Annotated in this window: 15 protein-coding genes; all 15 read left to right on the top strand. The window is 53.2% G+C overall.

Translation table 11 applies throughout. From position 1 onward, the window contains the following. Positions 1 to 2: 2 nt before the first annotated feature. The 15 genes from CFB04_RS05275 (at position 3) to plsX (ending at position 14,022) form a co-directional block, all read left to right on the top strand. Positions 3 to 602 carry a DUF448 domain-containing protein gene (locus tag CFB04_RS05275; protein WP_157698721.1) on the top strand — a complete coding sequence of 200 codons (600 nt, stop codon included), beginning with the start codon at positions 3 to 5 and terminating at the stop codon, positions 600 to 602. After that, positions 599 to 3,235, top strand: a complete 2,637-nt coding sequence (gene infB, locus CFB04_RS05270) for a translation initiation factor IF-2 (protein ID WP_088534295.1) — start codon at positions 599 to 601, stop codon at positions 3,233 to 3,235. Before CFB04_RS05275 ends, infB begins: the two co-directional genes overlap by 4 nt. Before the next feature lie 68 nt (positions 3,236 to 3,303). Beyond that, positions 3,304 to 3,663, top strand: a complete 360-nt coding sequence (locus CFB04_RS05265) for a ribosome-binding factor A (protein WP_088534294.1) — start codon at positions 3,304 to 3,306, stop codon at positions 3,661 to 3,663. Next, a complete protein-coding gene (locus CFB04_RS05260) occupies positions 3,653 to 4,603 on the top strand; it encodes a bifunctional oligoribonuclease/PAP phosphatase NrnA (RefSeq protein ID WP_088534293.1) in 951 nt (316 codons plus the stop codon). Before CFB04_RS05265 ends, CFB04_RS05260 begins: the two co-directional genes overlap by 11 nt. Position 4,604: 1 nt before the next feature. Beyond that, on the top strand, positions 4,605 to 5,546 hold the full coding sequence (gene truB, locus CFB04_RS05255; RefSeq protein WP_088534292.1) for a tRNA pseudouridine(55) synthase TruB: 942 nt from the start codon (positions 4,605 to 4,607) through the stop codon (positions 5,544 to 5,546). An 87-nt stretch (positions 5,547 to 5,633) separates the two neighbouring features. Then, entirely contained in the window at positions 5,634 to 5,900 is a 267-nt protein-coding gene (gene rpsO, locus CFB04_RS05250; RefSeq protein ID WP_088534291.1) for a 30S ribosomal protein S15, read from the top strand. A gap of 167 nt (positions 5,901 to 6,067) precedes the next feature. Next, on the top strand, positions 6,068 to 8,158 hold the full coding sequence (pnp, locus tag CFB04_RS05245; protein ID WP_088534290.1) for a polyribonucleotide nucleotidyltransferase: 2,091 nt from the start codon (positions 6,068 to 6,070) through the stop codon (positions 8,156 to 8,158). A 50-nt stretch (positions 8,159 to 8,208) separates the two neighbouring features. Continuing rightward, positions 8,209 to 9,465, top strand: coding sequence for a pitrilysin family protein (locus CFB04_RS05240; protein ID WP_088534289.1), 1,257 nt, complete (start codon positions 8,209 to 8,211; stop codon positions 9,463 to 9,465). Positions 9,466 to 9,487: 22 nt separating this feature from the next. Then, complete coding sequence (dut, locus tag CFB04_RS05235; protein ID WP_088534288.1) at positions 9,488 to 9,937, top strand: dUTP diphosphatase; 450 nt, start codon at positions 9,488 to 9,490, stop codon at positions 9,935 to 9,937. Positions 9,938 to 9,979: 42 nt separating this feature from the next. After that, a complete protein-coding gene (locus CFB04_RS05230; protein ID WP_088534287.1) occupies positions 9,980 to 11,083 on the top strand; it encodes an aminopeptidase in 1,104 nt (367 codons plus the stop codon). 2 nt (positions 11,084 to 11,085) lie between these two features. Next, positions 11,086 to 11,694, top strand: coding sequence for an L-threonylcarbamoyladenylate synthase (locus CFB04_RS05225; protein ID WP_088534286.1), 609 nt, complete (start codon positions 11,086 to 11,088; stop codon positions 11,692 to 11,694). Position 11,695: 1 nt separating this feature from the next. Continuing rightward, positions 11,696 to 12,049: a hypothetical protein gene (locus CFB04_RS05220; protein WP_088534285.1), complete on the top strand. Its 354-nt coding sequence runs from the start codon at positions 11,696 to 11,698 to the stop codon at positions 12,047 to 12,049. Between the two features lie 167 nt (positions 12,050 to 12,216). Then, positions 12,217 to 12,753, top strand: coding sequence for a DUF177 domain-containing protein (locus tag CFB04_RS05215; RefSeq protein WP_088534284.1), 537 nt, complete (start codon positions 12,217 to 12,219; stop codon positions 12,751 to 12,753). A 12-nt stretch (positions 12,754 to 12,765) separates the two neighbouring features. Then, on the top strand, positions 12,766 to 12,948 hold the full coding sequence (gene rpmF / locus CFB04_RS05210) for a 50S ribosomal protein L32 (protein ID WP_088534283.1): 183 nt from the start codon (positions 12,766 to 12,768) through the stop codon (positions 12,946 to 12,948). Positions 12,949 to 12,981: 33 nt separating this feature from the next. Beyond that, a complete protein-coding gene (plsX, locus tag CFB04_RS05205; protein WP_088534282.1) occupies positions 12,982 to 14,022 on the top strand; it encodes a phosphate acyltransferase PlsX in 1,041 nt (346 codons plus the stop codon). Positions 14,023 to 14,032: the final 10 nt, after the last annotated feature.

The following is a 14,032-nucleotide window of genomic DNA, read 5'->3' as shown; positions in this document are numbered from 1 at the left end:
AAATGCCTAAACAGGAACCTCAAAGGAGCTGTCTCGGATGCCGTGTCGTTCGGGACAAGAAGGACCTTCTCAGGTTCGTGCTCTCCCCTGATCGGGAACTGGTGCCAGATCTTCAGGGGAAGCTGCCGGGTCGTGGTGCCTACACATGCAGGGACACGAAATGCTTGGGCACTGCGGTTGAACGGCGGCAATTCAATCGTGCTTTTAAGGGTGAGGTCGTCTGTGGGACCCCCGGTGAGGTTATTGGCCGCATCAGGGCTTTGCTCGAAAAACGGATCGCGTCGTACCTTGCTCTCGCAAAAAAAGCCGGGCAGGTAACCTCCGGTGGAGACATGGTGACAGACACCCTAAGAAAACAGCGCGCCGGTGTCGTGGTCCTCGCCTGCGATATTTCACCAGACATCGGAGAAAAGCTGGCGAACGCAGCACGGCGGTCCGGCGCGGAATGTTATCGTCTGCTCGACAAGGAGCATCTCGGAGATTTGCTCGGCAAGGAATTGAGAAGCGTCGCGGCGATCGACAAAGGCGGCATCGCTCAAACGGTAAACAGGGAAATGCAAAAATACAGGAACTTCTTCGAGGGAGGGGCGCAGGGAAGATGAGTAAAATCCGCGTATACGAACTAGCCCAAAAGATGGGTATCGATAATAAGGAGCTTATGGCCAAGCTGCAGGCTGTCGGCGTCGAGGTGAAGAATCACATGGCCGTTATTGATGAAGCGGATGCGAAAAAGCTGACGGAAGCCCCGCCTAAAGCTGCTGCTCCGGTTAAAGAGGTCGCGAAGGAAGAGGTAAGGGTTACCAGCACTATTATCCGCCGGCGTCCGAAGGCAGTAGAGGCGGAACCTCCGAAGCCGGAAGAACCCGCTCCCCTTGTCGAAGAGGTCAAAGAAGAAAAACCTGAACCTGTAGCAGCCGCTCCTGAGGAGGCACCCGCACCACCAGTGGTTGAACCTCAACCTGCTGCGCCGCCCGCAATACCTGCTGCGCCGCCCAAGGCCGAAGAACCTCAGCGTGCCACTGCCAACAGGGCAGTCATTCTCGGAAGAGTCGAAATCCCCGGTCTGCAACCAAAACCTGAGCGGCAGCCCGAGCGCCGCGATACGCCTCGTCCCGCTGCCCGGGTAACCGATCGGCCTGCGCCTTCACGTGCTCCCGAGCGACCTGGTGCGCCTCGTCCTCAAGGAGATCGACCGGCTCCCGGACGTCAGGAGCGTGTAATGACGCCTCCCCAGGAGATGCCGTCGGATGATCGTAAAAAAGGAGCACGAAAAGGGAAAGAGGTCCCTGTCGTATCGGATACCGCCAAGGGTGCCAAGAAGGGAGCCAGTACCTCCAAGAAAAAGGAGGCATTCAAAAAAGCGGAACTTCTGGAAAAGCGTGAGCGCATATTCGAACCCGGACCCCGAGCGAAAGGAAAGCGCAAGGACAAGTCTCTTCGCATGCCTGAAGGTAGAAAAACTGAAATCACAGTCCCTAAAGCAATCAAGCGTATTATCAAGATTACGGAAACAATCACAGTCGGTGAGCTCGCCAAGAGGATGGGTATCAAAGCCACTGATCTGATCAGGAACCTGATGAAGATGGGAATGATGGTCACCATCAATCATCCCCTCGATTACGATACCGCCGTGATTCTTGCTGCGGATTTCGGGTATGAAATCGAAAACGTGGCGGTGGATCTTGACGAGATGCTAGAGTCGACTCCTGACGCTCCCGAGACCCTTGAGAAACGCCCGCCGGTTGTAACCATCATGGGACACGTCGACCATGGCAAAACCTCGCTACTCGATGCCATACGAGAAGCAAACGTCATCGCTGGTGAGGCAGGCGGAATTACTCAGCACATCGGTGCTTACGACGTAGAACTCGATGGACGTAAAATCACCTTCCTAGACACGCCGGGCCATGAAGCCTTTACCGCAATGCGAGCCCGAGGTGCCAAGGTAACCGATATCGTCATTCTGGTCGTTGCAGCCGATGACGGTGTCATGCCACAGACCCGCGAGGCTATCAACCACTCAAAGGCCGCAGGAGTGCCGATCATCGTTGCAATCAACAAGATCGACAAGCCGGATGCTAAGCCCGAGCGGGTCAAGCAGGAGCTCACCGAGCATGGTCTTGTCTCCTCCGACTGGGGGGGCGACACTACTATGGTCGAGGTTTCAGCGAAAAAGCGGCTCAACCTCGAAGAACTTCTGGAGATGGTTCTGTTGCAGGCAGACCTCATGGAGTTGAAGGCAAATCCCAACAAGCAAGCGAAAGGCACAATCGTCGAGGCAAAACTCGACAAGGGGCGCGGGCCGGTTGCTACGGTTCTAGTACAGGAAGGCACCCTCAAGATGGGAGACTACTGCGTAGTCGGTGTTCATTCCGGTCGCGTTCGCGCGATGCAGAACGACCGTGGCGAAAAGGTCAGTGAAGCCGGCCCTTCCATGCCAGTTGAGGTCATCGGGCTTTCAGGTGTCCCCGATGCAGGAGATGTCTTCGTTGCCATGAAGGATGAGAAGCAGGCCAAGGAAATCGCAACCCTGCGCCAGATCAAACAGCGTGAGGCCGAGCTTGCCAAGCACAGCAAGCTTTCACTGGAAGACCTCTATAAACGGATCCAGAGCGGTGAGGTGAAGGACCTCAACGTCATCGTCAAAGGGGATGTTCAAGGTTCCGTCGAAGCCGTAGGAGAGGCATTGCGCAAGCTCTCTACCGAAGCTGTCCGTCTCAACGTAATTCACTCCGCGGTCGGTGCCGTCACCGAGACCGACGTCAATTTGGCGACAGCTTCCAATGCGATCATAATCGGCTTCAACGTGCGTCCTGAAGTCAAGGCACAGGGACTGGCCGAGAAGGAAGGTGTCGATATCCGGCTCTACAACATCATCTACGATGCAGTGGAGGATGTGAAAAAGGCGATGGAAGGGCTGCTGGAACCTGTCTTCAAGGAGAAGTACCTTGGTCGCGCCGAGATCAGGGAAGTCTTCTCTGTACCCAAGATTGGTAACGTCGCTGGATGTTACGTGCAGGATGGGAAGATCGTCCGAAACGCCCAGGTGCGCCTGCTTCGGGATAATGTGGTAGTGTATGAAGGGAAGCTTGCTAGCCTCCGCCGCTTCAAAGATGATGTGAAAGAAGTTGCCACAAACTACGAGTGCGGTATGTCCCTCGAAAACTATAACGACATTAAAGTCGGTGATATCATCGAGGCGTTCGAGATCGAGAAGATTGCTGCAACTCTGTAACTACGCAAGAGGTAGAGAAAGAGATAGAGACTTTGGTGTACTATCTCTATCGCTAACCAGGATCTCTCATGTTCAAGCGAGCTGAAAAAGTCTCCGAGGCGATTCACGAAACCGTATCCCAGCTTCTTATCAAGGGGCTGAAGGACCCGCGCATCGGCTTTGTTACCATAACAGGTGTCAAGGTTACCGACGACCTTCACCTTGCTACCATATATTTTACCGTCGTAGGAAGCGATGAGGAGAAGAAGGGGACCGAGGCCGGTCTGAACAGCGCCAGAGGTTTTATACGGAAGGAGCTCGGCAAGAGCCTGCATATGCGATACGTACCTGACCTCATTTTCAAGTATGACTCCTCTCTCGATTACGGAAATCGTATAGACACGCTTCTGCGAGAAATCAAGACAACGGAAGGGAATGATGCTGAATAGGATCGTCGAAGAAATCGAACGAAACCGCACCTTTCTGATTACCACCCATGAAAATCCAGACGGCGATGCCATCGGTTCCAGCTTGGCGCTTGCTAACTTCCTGAAAAAACTCGGGAAGGAAGTTACAGTTCATCTCTGCGATCAGGTCCCCGACGTCTATGCCTTTCTCCCCCTGGCGGAAACTATTCGTCATGATATTCCCTATTCTTGCTATGACGTCTGTTTTGTCCTCGATGTTGGAGAATTCAGGCGCGCCGGCACCCTGTTCAATTCTTTTCGTGATGTCGGCCTCTATATTAATGTGGATCACCATCTCAATTGCGAGAACACCGATGCACTCAATTACGTTGATTATGAGGCATGCGCAACCGGAGCGCTTGTTTACCGGATCATCAAGGCGGCTGGGCATGACATAGACCTAGATATCGCTAATTGCATATACACGGCCGTAATTACCGATACCGGCTCCTTCCGTTACTCAAACGCCAACCCCGAAGCCTTTGCTATTGCTGGTGAAATGGTGGGAAAAGGTGTCAATGCGTGGGACCTTTCCGAGAAGCTCTATGAAAGTCAGCCCCGTGAGCGCCTTGAGCTTTTGTCCCTTGCTCTCGCTACCCTTTCTATTTCTCCTCGCGGCGACTTCGCTTCTCTTTCTGTGTCTCTGGACATGTACGAAAAGACCGGAGCCACTGCAGAGCTTACCGATGGCTTCGTGAATTATCCCCGGTCTATTCGGGGGGTTGAGGTGGCTGTCTTCTTCCGTGAAATTAAACCCGGCTTTTTCAAGGTTGGCTTCCGCTCTAAAGGCAAAGTGGATGTCTCCGCTCTCGCTACGGCGTTCGGAGGCGGTGGGCATCACAATGCCGCGGGTTGCAATGTCTCCGGAACCCTTGAGGAAGTAAAGCGGCAGGTGTTCTCGCATCTCGAAAAAGCTCTTTGAAATGAACGGTTTCATCGTTATCGACAAACCGGAGGGGATGACCTCCCATGATGTTGTGAACCGGATACGCCGGATTACAGGACAGAAGAAGGCCGGTCATACGGGTACGCTTGATCCCTTCGCCACCGGAGTTCTCCCTGTTGCGTTGGGGGAGGCAACAAAAGCCATCCCTTTTCTAGATGAATCCATCAAGGAGTACCGGGCCACCCTACTGTTCGGTCGTGCCACCGATACGCAGGATTATACCGGAGCACCAGTTCTGGAAGGGGATTGGACGACTCTGGATTCTGAAGCAGTCCAGCGGCTAGCAGTTAAGTTTCTTGGAAAGCAGCAGCAATGCCCACCCATGTTTTCTGCCCTCAAGCATCAGGGTACGCCATTGTACAAGCTAGCGCGGCGGGGAATCGAGATAGAGCGCCCCAGTCGTGAGGTAGAGATTCATGCTCTTTCGATCGAGGCAATAACGCTTCCCGAAGTTTCCTTCACTGTCCGCTGCTCGCGAGGCACATATGTGCGCACACTGGCTCATGATCTGGGGATGTCGGCAGGATGCGGCGCTCACCTTCTTCAACTCCGTCGTACCGCAAGTGGCCCATTCCGGATCGAAGATGCTCTTTCACTTGAGACGGTTGCATCACTTGCCAGGGAGGGGAAGCTTTCGCAGCAATCCGTAACGGTTCGGAGTGCCCTGAACCATCTAACTTTTCTTACGCTCTCGGAGCGTGGAGTCGTACAGGTTCGCCATGGGATCATACCTGACCGGGCTGAGGTCGCAGTATCATCCGTTTCGCCTGCTCCGGGAGATCGTCTCGTGCTTGCAGGTGCCCATCAAATTCTCGCAGTCGCCGAAGTCACAGACCTGGAGCAAGATCAACGAGCAGAAGCTCCTCTTTCTATGCGGTTTTTGCGCGTTTTTAACGACCTTTGTCTTTACAGGCCATGACCTTTATGGTACAAAGCCCAGATATGTTCTGCTAAATTGTGAGGCAAATGCCCAGTAATCTGAAACATGAAAGGAGGTGTCGCAACAATGCTCGTCACTGAAAAAAAACAGGAAATTATCAAGGCAAACAAGCTGCATGATAATGATACAGGTTCTCCTGAAGTCCAGATAGCGATCCTGACAGAGCGGATCACCTATCTGACAGAGCACTTCAAAATGCACAAGAAGGACCACCACAGTCGCCGGGGACTGTTGAAAATCGTCGGCCAAAGAAGAAGGCTGCTCGATTACGTGAAGAAGAAGGACGTCGATCGGTACAAGGCAATCATCGAAAAACTCGGAATCAGAAGGTAGCAGAAGGCAGTATACCTCTCCGAAGAGGTATATTGCCTTTCTTGTTTTTACATGGGCGTTCAAGCCCATTTCTTTTGTTGGGGGCGTGGATAGAGAAGCGGAACCGGATTCGGCTTCTTTATCGACGGCCCCAACGCCAACCACTATGGCTAGGAGACGTACAAACCATGACTCACACAGTACAAGTAGATTTCGGCGGCAGGACCATCTCCATCGAGACCGGTAAGATGGCAAAACAGGCCAACGGCTCGGTTGTCGTTAGTTGCGGCGACACAATGGTGCTCGTAACGGCAGTAGCGGCAAAGTCGGCTAAGGAGGGACAGGATTTCTTCCCCCTCACAGTAAACTACCAGGAAAAAGCCTATGCGGGCGGTAAAATTCCAGGCGGTTTTTTCAAGCGCGAAGGGCGCCCTTCCGACAATGAGACACTCACCTGCCGGCTCATCGACCGGCCCATCAGGCCGCTCTTTCCGGACACGTTTCTCAATGACACCCAGATCATGGCTACCGTGATTTCCGCGGACAAGGACAATGATCCTGGCATTCTCTCCATGATCGGAGCTTCCGCGGCGCTGGAGGTTTCCGATATCCCCTTCCAAGGTCCCATTGCGGGTGTCAGGGTCGGCCGCGTGAGCGGGGAGTTCATAGCCAACCCGACCGCCGAGCAGATGGAAGCGAGCGACATCGATATTGTAGTTGCAGCAAGCCGTGATGCGATCATCATGGTTGAAGGGGGCGCTGCCATTGTTCCGGAAGAAGACATGCTTGAAGCCATATTCTTCGGTCATGCGGTAGTACAGCCGATCATAGATGCACAGGCGGAACTGCGCAAGAAGGCCGGCGTTGCCAAGCGGGAAGTGGTAGTTCAAATGGTCGATGAAGCGCTCAAGGGAAAGGTTAACAAGCTCGCCTATGACCGCATGAAAGAAGCAGTACGCATTAAATCAAAGGTGGAGCGCCATAACGCTATAGACATCATTGCTGCAGAAGTTCTCTCCGCTCTTGTTGCCGAGCACGAAGGCCAGGAGAAGGTAATAAAAGGGTTCCTTGGGGATCTGGAGTACGAGCTGGTGAGGGAGCACATCCTGAAGGACGGCATGCGAATCGATGGCCGCGACACGACGACCATCAGACCTATCTCTACCGAGGTGGGTCTGCTGCCACGCGTTCATGGATCCGCGCTTTTTACCCGCGGAGAAACGCAGGCCCTCGTGGCAGCCACGCTTGGGACATCCATCGACGAGCAGCGGATAGATTCCCTCTATGGCGAAAGCAAAAAGCGCTTCCTTCTCCACTATAATTTCCCCCCGTTCTCCGTAGGTGAAACAAGTTTTCGCCTTGCTCCGGGTCGCAGGGAGATCGGCCATGGTGCCCTTGCCGAACGCGCATTGGAGCGGGTCGTTCCGAAGCACGAGGATTTTCCATATACTATCCGCATTGTTTCCGACACCCTTGAAAGCAATGGATCTTCTTCCATGGCTACGGTCTGCGGCGGTACCATGTCGATGATGGATGCAGGCATTCCGATAAAGGCACCAGTTGCCGGTATCGCCATGGGGCTTATCAAGGAAGGAAACGATGTAGCCATTCTTTCCGACATTCTTGGGGATGAGGACCACCTCGGCGACATGGACTTCAAAGTCGCAGGCACTGCCGAAGGGGTCACCGCTCTACAGATGGACATCAAGATAGGCGGAGTTTCCAAGGAGATCATGAAGAATGCTCTGGAGCAGGCGCGGGCAGGGCGGCTCCACATTCTTGGGAAAATGGCGGAAACGATCAACTCTTCTCGCACCGACCTCTCTCCATTCGCTCCGCGCATCACCACAATATTCGTCAAGACCGACAAGATCAGGGACGTCATCGGGTCCGGCGGGAAAAACGTCAGGGGCATAACGGAAGCAACCGGCGTCACAATCGACATCGAGGACACCGGCAGGATCAATATAGCGAGCAACGACAAGGCTGCGTGTGAAAAAGCGATCAAGATGATCAGGGATCTTACTGCGGAAGCCGAAGAAGGAAAACTTTACATGGGCACCGTCAAGAAGATCATGGAGTTCGGTGCTTTTGTGGAAATATTCCCTGGCACCGACGGATTGGTTCACATTTCTGAGCTGGACACTGAGCGGGTAAAGAATGTATCGGACATTCTGAAGGAAGGGGACAAGGTGCTCGTGAAGTGCATCGGCATCGACAAGCAGGGCAAGATAAAGCTGTCCCGTAAAGAGGCCCTCGGGGCGACCTTAGAGGATTAATTAGAAGCTCTTCTTGCTTTTCGGCTTTTTTTGGATACACCTTTCTATACATGGTCAGTAAAACAGTTCTACATAATGGCATACGGGTCATCTCCGAACATATACCTTCAGCGTATTCGGTTTCGATCGGATTCTGGGTTGCAAGCGGCTCCCGTCACGAAACGTCTGAAGCAAACGGAATTGCCCACTTCATCGAGCACCTTTTGTTCAAGGGTACTCCCAGGCGTACGGCATTGGATATCGCCCGTGAAATGGATTCCATGGGCGGTATCCTCAATGCCTTTACCAGCCGAGAATACGTCTGCTACTATGCCAAAGTTCTCGACAAGTTCCTCCCTCAGGCAGTAGACCTGCTTTCCGACATCTTCCTCAATTCGCTTTTCGACCCGGAAGAGATAGAGAAGGAGCGCAAGGTTGTTCTTCAGGAAATCAGCATGCTGGAAGACAACCCCGATGATTACGTCCACGATCTTTTCTCCCGTAACTTCTGGAAAGGGCACTCGCTCGGCATGCCTATCATCGGCAATGAAGAGAGTGTCGGCGGCCTCTCCCGTGAAGCCATCATATCCTACCGGGACCGTACCTACCTGGGTGGGAATATCATCATCGCTGCTGCGGGAAACATTGCTCATCAGGACCTCCTTAAGCTTGTAGAGGGGGTCTTTTCAAACCATCCTTCCGGAAGCAGCTCTTCACCCGAGGAAGAGCGGAACATCTGCAAGAGAATCGAGACGTATGAAAAGGACCTGGAGCAGGCGCATCTGTGTCTCGGCACGACGGCACTCCCCCAGGATCACCCGCTGCGTTATGAAGCCTACATCCTCAATACCGTGCTCGGCGGCAGCATGAGTTCCCGCCTTTTTCAGGAAATACGGGAGCGGCATGGGCTCGCATACTCGGTATACTCCTACATGATCTCCCATTCCGATTCCGGTTCGCTCGTGATCTACGCCGGATCTAGCCCTGATCAGGTGGGGCAGGTCATAGAGATCGCTTTGAAAGAACTGAAGCGACTGAAGACTGAAGCCCTTACGGCGACCGAGCTTGAATCCGCCAAGGAACAGATCAAGGGAAATATCCTGTTGTCCCTCGAAAGTAGCGACAACAGGATGTCAAAGCTCGCGAAGAATGAAATCTACTTCGGCGACTACCAACCGCTTCCGGAGATCATCAAGGGTTTCGACCGTGTTACTTCCACATCTCTGCTCGACCTGTGCGGAGAACTTCTCGATGACCGGTATTTCACCATGGTACTCATGGGAAAGGTTTCCTCCGGTTCCATCTCTGCCCGTGACCTGACTCTCTGAACAGATCTTCCACGGCCGCTCCATGAACTCGATGCTCCTCAAGATTAAAAGAACCACCACCGACAGCGGAAACCCGCTTCCTCAATACATGACTCCCCACGCGGCCGGGATGGACCTGTACGCCGAAATACGAGAAGATATAGTGCTATGTCCCGGTGCTCGTGCCCTCGTTCCTACCGGCGTTGCCATAGAGCTTCCGGAGGGGTATGAAGCGCAGGTCAGACCGCGAAGCGGTCTGGCGCTCAGGCATGGTCTGGCACTTGTAAACTCACCCGGAACCATAGATCCAGATTATCGCGGCGAAATTGGTGTCATTCTCATCAATCTTGGCGAGGAGTCGTTCACAATCCGACCAGGTGAACGGATTGCACAGCTGGTGATAGCTCCATTCGTACGTGCGAAAATTCAGGAAGTGGCAGAGCTTGACGGCTCGGAGCGGGGATCCGGAGGGTTCGGACACACGGGCAGATAACCGCCCACTTAAAGTCGTACTTTATCAGTGAGGAGGCAGGTTATGAAAGATCCGAGAGTCGCCCGACTGGCCGAAGTTCTCGTGGATTACTCTACACAAGTGGGCAAGGGTGATGTCGTAATCATCAACGCCTCAGGCTTCGAATGTCTTCCTCTAGTAAAGGAACTCTATGTTCTCTGCCTTAAAAGAGGCGCCCAGTATGTCGAGTACGAGTTTTCCCACCCCGACGTAAACCGTCACTTCTACAACAACGCTTCTCCCGAACAGCTCTCATACTTCCCTCAGCACAAACTCGATTTCATGCAGCGCGTAAATGTTTTCATCGCAATATCAGCTGGTGAGAATTCGATGGTGATGGCTCAAGCGAATCAGCAGAGCATGATTACCTATGCGAAACTGATGCGTCCGATAGCTGACTGGCGCGTCAAGCATACCCGATGGGTCATAACAAGATACCCTACCCAGGGGGCGGCTCAGGAGGCGAAGATGAGCCTGGATGAATACGAGGACTACCTCTTTTCCGCCTGCTGCATTGATTGGCGGCAGGAATCGATCAAACAGGAAAAACTGAAGAGGTTAATGGACACGGCCGAGCATGTGCGGATAAAAGCGTCTGACACGGACCTTTCCTTCAGCATCAAAGGGCTTCCCGGGATCAAGTGCGACGGGAGGTTCAACATACCTGATGGGGAAGTCTTCACCGCCCCCGTTCGAGATTCTGTCTCCGGCTACATTACCTATAACTGCCCGACAATCTACCAGGGAAAAGAGTTCAACAACATCAGGCTGGAGTTCGAACGGGGGAGAATTGTCGCCGCATCTGCTCCCGGGATGGATAATGCCCTCAACACGATTTTGGATACGGACGAAGGGGCGCGTTACATTGGAGAGTTCGCAATCGGCGTCAATCCGGGAATACGGGAACCGATGCGAAACATACTCTTTGACGAGAAGATTTTCGGTTCGATCCATTTCACTCCAGGACAGTGTTACGACGAGTGCGACAACGGCAATCGATCGGCCGTTCACTGGGATATGGTAAAGCTGCTTCGAGGAGACGGGGAGATATGGTTTGACGACATCCTCATCCAGAAGGATGGACTTTTCGTTCACGACAATCTCTGCGATCTGAACCCCCAGGTATAACCATGGTAATAGAGATAAATGCCGAAAATCCTCAGTCGCGCCTCATTGCAAGGGTTGTCGAGTCACTCCAGAAGGGGGGAGTAATCGCCTATCCCACGGATACTACGTACGGAATTGGTTGCAGCATTTTCAACAAAAAGGGAATCGACCGGATTTATCTGCTGAAGCAGCGCGAGAAGAAAAAACCTTTTTCCTTCATCTGTACCGACCTTTCTGAAGTTGCCCGATATGCAAAGGTGAGCAACTACGCCTTCAGGATATTGAAGCGGCACCTTCCCGGTCCGTATACCTTTGTCCTCGACGCTACCTCGATAGTGCCGGACCTGCTGGTGACCCGCCAGAAAACTGTTGGTATCCGCATTCCGGACAACCCGATCTGTATGGCGATTACCCGCGCGCTCGGGCACCCCATCATAACAACAAGCGCAAATCTTTCCGGTGAAGAACCGATCGGTGATCCGTTTCTAGTCGAGCAGGAGATGGGGAAGCAGCTAGATCTTGTAGTAGATGGCGGCATTCTTCCTCCTGACGTCAGTTCGGTGGTTAGCCTTATAGGTGACAGCCCTGTGGTCCTCCGCAAGGGCCTGGGCGATGTGAGTTGGTGCAGCTGAAATGAGCAGTAGTACAATACGCTGCGGTATAAATCTCATATCCGGAGGAGTTGCTCTTGTAACTCTTGCTACCTTTTTTCACGAGGAGGTTACATCTCTGCTAGGGCTTGCCCCGTTGATTGAGGCACGTTTCGTATATCTCGGACTTTTCTGGGGAGGAACGATTGGTTGCGTCGGCATCGTCGTGGCGGTTGCGGGAATTTTCCGCGGTGGAGAGGAGCAGAAACATGTTCGGATTGTTCCGGCGATGGTCGTTCTTGCTGCAGTTGTAGTGCTTTTTTTTGTTCTTCTCTTCTCTTCTTTCGATGAGCCCCAGAAACCCCGGCTGCGCCCCGGCGATACGATCTTGATCTGAACCGGTTGCCCGAGCCGGTCGTTGCAGCGTTTCTTCTTGCAATACTGCAGCGGATGGGGTATTAAAGGCCGTTGCTCCTCCCGGCACAAGCAATGACGGGATTTTTCCTTGACAAAGCACCCTCGTTATATATACTTGGGGGCTTTAATGCGGGGACTGGTGATGCCATGAAGGTGCACGTTGAAGAGATAAAGGATAAACCGAAGGTTTTCTCGGTCGAAGAACCGGTAGAGGATTATCCGATTCTCTTGTCGTCCCAAGATGCAGGAGAATGCCGATTTGTCGAACCGCTGAAGCTATGGCTTACAGTAACGCGCGAGTTTGATCACATAAGGGTGAACGGGAGGGTGGAAACTCGGGTTCTTCTCGATTGCTCCCGCTGTCTTGCGGGTTTTGAAGCCCCTGTTGTTTCCAATTTCACAGTTTTCTACTCCCGTGAAGCCGATGTCCCCCAGGACGAAGAGGTTGAGCTCGCGGAGGCCGATCTGGTCTCGGCGACGTATCGAGGAGATGTCATCGATCTCAATCCTGAAATAGCGGAACAGGTGATGATGGAAATTCCGCTCAAACCGCTATGCAATGAAGAATGCCAGGGGTTATGCAACAAATGCGGTGCCGATCTCAACAAGGTTGAGTGTGGCTGTGACAGATCGGACCTTAACTTCAAGATGAGCGTGCTCAAGAGTTTCAAGGTAAACAAATAAAGGAGAATCAAGATGGCAGTACCTAAGAAAAAAACATCCAAAGCGCGGAAGAACTCCCGCAGGGCTCATGATTTCCTCACCGCCCCCACTGTTTCAACCTGCCCCCAGTGCAAAGCACCCAAGCTTCCCCATCGTGCCTGCGCCTCCTGCGGTACCTACAAAGGAAAAGAGGTACTGAAGGCCGAGGAACTGTAATCCAGGTCCGACCATATACTGCCCAGAGGGTTTATGAGAGTTGCTGTTGATGCAATGGGTGGGGACAACGCTCCGGTCGTCGAGGTGGCAGGAGCTGTTGCGGCCGCGCGCGAGTATGGTATCGCCGTTACCCTCGTTGGCGACACGGATAGGCTACGCGATGAGCTGACCCGCCACCAGTGCCAGGGGCTTGACATAACCCTGCAGCACGCAAGCGAAGTGGTCGGGATGCACGATTCAGCTTCCGATGCCATACGGAAAAAGAAGGACTCATCAATCCGCGTCGCGTTCGATCTTGTTAAAAGGGGTGAGGCCGAAGCAGTTGTAAGCGCGGGTAACTCCGGTGCTACCATGGCCGCGGGGATGTTCGTTCTCAAGCGGATCGATGGAATCGACCGTCCGGCCATAGCACAGATTTTTCCGACACTCAAGGGAAAGACACTCGTACTCGATGTGGGCGGAAACGTTGACTGCAAGCCAATTCATCTTGCCCAGTTCGCCATCATGGGGGAGGTATACTGTCGTTATGCGATGAACACGAACTCCCCGCGTATCGGTGTCCTTTCCAATGGTGAGGAGGAAAGCAAGGGGAATGATCTGACCCGGGAAACCCATCTTCTTCTTAAGAAGACCCCCCTTGAATACGTCGGCTATGTTGAGGGGCGTGACATCTTCAACGGCAAGGTTGACGTGGTCGTCTGCGACGGGTTTGTTGGAAATGTCGTGCTGAAGCTCTCGGAGGGGCTTGCAGAGGCAGCCGTAACGATGCTTAAGGAAGAGATCAAGAAGAGCTACATGTCAGTTCTTGGATATCTCTTCGCCCGCACCGCTTTCAAGAACTTCAAAAAAAAGGTGGATTACGCTGAATATGGCGGAGCTCCGCTTCTCGGCATCAACGGTGTCGGAATGATCTGTCATGGCGGGTCCAACGAGAAAGCCATCAAGAATGCCATCCGTTTTGCGCACGAATACGCCGAGAAAGGCGTTACGCACAGGATGGCGGACAAGCTTCGTGAGCATTTCGTCGTAACCATGCAGCAGCACGAGCCTGTTCAAGAAGTAGTGGCAGGGTAGGGAAGGCGGA

The organism is Geobacter sp. DSM 9736, from assembly GCF_900187405.1.
Taxonomy (GTDB): Bacteria; Desulfobacterota; Desulfuromonadia; order Geobacterales; family Geobacteraceae; genus DSM-9736.
Note: the sequence above shows the minus strand (reverse complement) of the source record. Positions and strands in the feature narration are given on the sequence as shown.

Bases quoted from the DNA above. Each gene is read 5' to 3' on its own strand.
- CFB04_RS05275 (WP_157698721.1), top strand. From the start codon at position 3: ATGCCTAAACAGGAACCTCAAAGGAGCTGTCTCGGATGCCGTGTCGTT.
- infB (WP_088534295.1), top strand. From the start codon at position 599: ATGAGTAAAATCCGCGTATACGAACTAGCCCAAAAGATGGGTATCGAT.
- CFB04_RS05265 (WP_088534294.1), top strand. From the start codon at position 3,304: ATGTTCAAGCGAGCTGAAAAAGTCTCCGAGGCGATTCACGAAACCGTA.
- CFB04_RS05260 (WP_088534293.1), top strand. From the start codon at position 3,653: ATGCTGAATAGGATCGTCGAAGAAATCGAACGAAACCGCACCTTTCTG.
- truB (WP_088534292.1), top strand. From the start codon at position 4,605: ATGAACGGTTTCATCGTTATCGACAAACCGGAGGGGATGACCTCCCAT.
- rpsO (WP_088534291.1), top strand. From the start codon at position 5,634: ATGCTCGTCACTGAAAAAAAACAGGAAATTATCAAGGCAAACAAGCTG.
- pnp (WP_088534290.1), top strand. From the start codon at position 6,068: ATGACTCACACAGTACAAGTAGATTTCGGCGGCAGGACCATCTCCATC.
- CFB04_RS05240 (WP_088534289.1), top strand. From the start codon at position 8,209: ATGGTCAGTAAAACAGTTCTACATAATGGCATACGGGTCATCTCCGAA.
- dut (WP_088534288.1), top strand. From the start codon at position 9,488: ATGAACTCGATGCTCCTCAAGATTAAAAGAACCACCACCGACAGCGGA.
- CFB04_RS05230 (WP_088534287.1), top strand. From the start codon at position 9,980: ATGAAAGATCCGAGAGTCGCCCGACTGGCCGAAGTTCTCGTGGATTAC.
- CFB04_RS05225 (WP_088534286.1), top strand. From the start codon at position 11,086: ATGGTAATAGAGATAAATGCCGAAAATCCTCAGTCGCGCCTCATTGCA.
- CFB04_RS05220 (WP_088534285.1), top strand. From the start codon at position 11,696: ATGAGCAGTAGTACAATACGCTGCGGTATAAATCTCATATCCGGAGGA.
- CFB04_RS05215 (WP_088534284.1), top strand. From the start codon at position 12,217: ATGAAGGTGCACGTTGAAGAGATAAAGGATAAACCGAAGGTTTTCTCG.
- rpmF (WP_088534283.1), top strand. From the start codon at position 12,766: ATGGCAGTACCTAAGAAAAAAACATCCAAAGCGCGGAAGAACTCCCGC.
- plsX (WP_088534282.1), top strand. From the start codon at position 12,982: ATGAGAGTTGCTGTTGATGCAATGGGTGGGGACAACGCTCCGGTCGTC.